This is a genomic window from Elongatibacter sediminis, assembly GCF_037892215.1.
Taxonomy (GTDB): domain Bacteria; phylum Pseudomonadota; class Gammaproteobacteria; order Xanthomonadales; family SZUA-36; genus Elongatibacter; species Elongatibacter sediminis.
In genome coordinates, this window is record NZ_JAZHOG010000031.1 from 1 (window position 1) to 510 (window position 510).

1 protein-coding gene is annotated in these 510 nt (G+C 49.0%); it reads right to left on the reverse strand.

Annotated features, from left to right (window positions below):
* Positions 1–81: 81 nt before the first annotated feature.
* Positions 82–510: hypothetical protein (locus V3330_RS19605; RefSeq protein WP_354697161.1), on the reverse strand; the 429-nt coding region annotated here is incomplete at its 5' end.

Consider the following 510-nt stretch of genomic DNA (forward strand, 5'->3'; position numbering starts at 1 on the left):
TAACGTTTTAGTTAAGAGGCGCGTGCACAGCACGCGTCCGGTGGAGCCAGCAACGCTGGCGGAACGCACTTAAACGCATAGTTATATTTCTCTCTCGTCGAACTCGACTGCCACCTTTTCCCACATATCAACGTCAAACAACCACGAACGGAATATCCAGTAGCGAAACGACTCAACAGCGGCTTCCAACTGCATGTCAACGCTGGTGAGCCAAAGAGAGTAACTTCGATATCTATCACTTTTCTCGCCCCAGCGCGTGTAGTCGGAGTTCTTGCGTTCGTACTCTTCGTAGAAGCCGGTACATACATCTAATTCTGAGATGATCGCGGAAATTTGTGCTTCAGCCTGGCTAAACTCCTCCTCTGTAATATCTGAGTTCTCTTTCTCGTGCAGCGGTTCAAGAATTTGGTTAACTCTAGGCTTGATTTCCTGCAGTTCGATTTGGCAGTCGGCCACAGACAGCGCGGGCAAGAAGATGAGTATCAGTAGTGGGCGCACGTAAATATAACG